The sequence below is a fragment of the Marinagarivorans sp. genome (assembly GCF_982758155.1).
In genome coordinates this window covers 1-2,751 of the sequence record NZ_CEXWTU010000374.1, presented here as the reverse complement: position 1 = coordinate 2,751, position 2,751 = coordinate 1, and the positions used below count along the sequence as shown (strand labels likewise).

Genomic DNA, 2,751 nt, shown 5'->3' with positions numbered 1-2,751 from the left:
AGAGGTTTTAGGATTTAAATTTGAACCTTTACAGCCTTCAAAGTATTCGTACAACAACCCCCAACTATATAGGTTAGATGGATCGAATTTAATTCATCCAGACGGAATTCTGAATGATCTCCCTCTGGACGGATATTCAAACATTACTTATTTGGATTTAACAAACGCGATGCAGTACGCCCCTAAGTTTAGAGCATTATCTTATGACCACATAAATCTAGACGAAATTACGAATGAAGCGCTGTCAGAGATATATCCTTACCAAGAAGGCGATGACTACATTAAAAAGCATGCTAAGTACTTTATACACTCTACAATTAAGTCAGAGATATATGATCTTATCATGAAGAACTATCTTACTATTAATGGAGATTCTCCGACACTCTCTGCGGACTATTTGCCTTCAGGGTATGGGGCTTATTACGATAAAAGTCAATTATGCGTAAGCCTCCCTCATCACCCCTCTCGATCAGGCAGATTCTCCAGTGTTAATAAAGTTAGTAAAGCTTACGATACAGAATTAGAGATAGAGACTCGCGGGACGAGGATAACTTATAGCCCTGATCAGATACACTATATCGAGGCTTACATAGACTATGTCAAGAGTTATGCAGGAGAAGATGTAGACCTCCCAACTACGGCGTATGGTTGGGGAGTTAACCCTACTAGTGTGTCTAAGGCCATAATAAAAGTTAGAGATTTTATGGAATTTTCGGAAGAGATCTCTTTAGGAGTTGATACCTTGTACGATCAAAAGGATGAGTTTTCATTTTTGTTTGGAGGAGGATCTAGAACTGAAAGAGGGTGTGGACTAACAACTACTCACTACTTTCCGACAATCATGGACGTTGCAATATCTTACGCGCCTTTAAGCGGTACTGCAGAGGATTCTCCCTCAGCAGGGTTTGATAGGGGGGTTAAAGAGGAGGTAGAAGAAGAGGAAGTTGTTTTAATCTCTTATGAGGTTTCAGGTCCTTTTTATACCTACGGGAACGAACTTTACTTGTCAGATAATTTGCCGTTTATTGGACATTACTTTTCTCATTCAGCGTTAGGGCTGCAGGCAGGAGATATGCCCGACAGTACTACTCCATTAAACTTAATAGAAAGTAGGGCTTTAAAAAGGTTCGAAGATTTACCTAAGAGGAGCAGTGTATATATAAATACTATGAGAATTCCAAAAAAATTTAGTAAAATATACAGTACAGTACTTAAAAATTTGTAACTTTACGCATTAATATATAAAATGATGAGTGTAAACATTATTGATATAATACATAAAAAGTACCTGCAAGCTAGAAAAGCTCTCTACAAAAACACCCTAAACCTTACCAGTGCTATAGGTGGGGGAAATAAGACTAGGGATAAAATAAATAGATTTAACCTTTTGTCTGTATTGGTGTCGTATGTAGAAGGTAAGTCTAGGCCCTCAACTAAAGTTGAAGGAAAGGACACTACATATATCGCTCTAGAGGATATACAAATAGAGGCTTATATAGGGTCCCCTCCAGGAGAGGGGAGTCTTGAGGGAGGGCCACAAGGGTTTTTTACCTTCGCTAAAAACCCCTTACACTTGTATACTACAGATGTGTATGGGAATACAGCAACAATTGCTTATTTAGAACCTAACTGGGGACTCTCAAATGGGACTAACGGTCTTGCGGAAATTTTTACAGGAGTGCTTACAGACTCTATCACCGTTTTTGGTATAGTATCGAATGTTATCCCTTATACAACAGGGGTGGAAACAAATGCGCAAATACACCTAGCCGTAGAAAGACTTAAAGCTAATATAGTAAATGCAGTTAACTCGAGGGATAGTGTATTTTCTGCAGCTCTTTCAAATGGAGTTGTAAAGATAAAAGCTAGAGATACAGCACTGTACAATGGATCTTCTATAGAATCAAGCTCTAGAGGAATTTCATTTACTAGTTCTCCAAGACTATTTGTAAGAGGTGTTTCAAAAGTTGAGGAAACCAACCACATCCCTCCAGGAGATGTAGAATCTTTACTCAGAGTTTTAGATGTTATAGCGGCAGAGCTGAGGATTGTATATGATGAGTCTGAGGACGTCAACTATGTTATAGACTCTGAGGGGTCATCCATTGTTGAGGGGGAGCAAACGTCAGATATACTTTTTTCAGATATGGGAGGGTTAAGTACAGAGTCAGGGGAGAACCTTGAGGGATAAGGAAAACACTAATAATATCTATCGGATATTTAATTAATAAAAATTATGAGTATAAAAATATCTAAACTTCCTGAAATATCTACTGCGTCTGCAGGAGATTTTTTGGTTATAGTCCAAAACGGAATTACAAAAAAAGTAAGTAAAGAGAGCTTTCTAAAATCTCTCACGTCCTCCGTAAAGGTTACAGCTAACAAATTAAATGCCTTACAAAGCAAGGTTAGTAAGACCGCCCTAGACAAAACTAACCCCAGGTTGAGCAAACCTTTAATTACTAAAGATCCTATCCAACCTCTGCACGCAGCTACGAAAATGTATGTAGACACTCAGGTTGCTCACGCCGTCAAAGTGGATGGAAGCTCTTCTGTGGAGGCTCCTTTAGAGTACTCAGGAGAATTTAGCTTTTCAGATAAAAACCTAATCACTAAAGAGTATGCAGACAACCTTCTCAATACTACTTTAAAAACCATCACCTCTCTTCCAGGTAAAGAGTATCCAAAAGCTTCTGCAGGAGACGTTTTCGTGTCTAAGGAAGAGTATGAGGTGTTTGCTACAGATGGTCC

3 protein-coding genes are annotated in these 2,751 nt (G+C 38.7%); all 3 read left to right on the top strand.

Annotated elements, in window-relative coordinates:
• The coding region (locus AC3A8L_RS21015) for a hypothetical protein (protein WP_487964236.1) at nucleotides 1-1,225 on the top strand (1,225 nt) is incomplete at its 5' end.
• Nucleotides 1,226-1,246: 21 nt separating this feature from the next.
• Nucleotides 1,247-2,191, top strand: coding sequence for a hypothetical protein (locus AC3A8L_RS21010; RefSeq protein WP_487964235.1), 945 nt, complete (start codon nucleotides 1,247-1,249; stop codon nucleotides 2,189-2,191).
• A gap of 45 nt (nucleotides 2,192-2,236) precedes the next feature.
• Nucleotides 2,237-2,751: hypothetical protein (locus AC3A8L_RS21005; protein WP_487964234.1), on the top strand; the 515-nt coding region annotated here is incomplete at its 3' end.

Coding starts and splice junctions, on each gene's coding strand:
- AC3A8L_RS21010 (WP_487964235.1), top strand. CDS start 1,247: ATGATGAGTGTAAACATTATTGATATAATACATAAAAAGTACCTGCAA.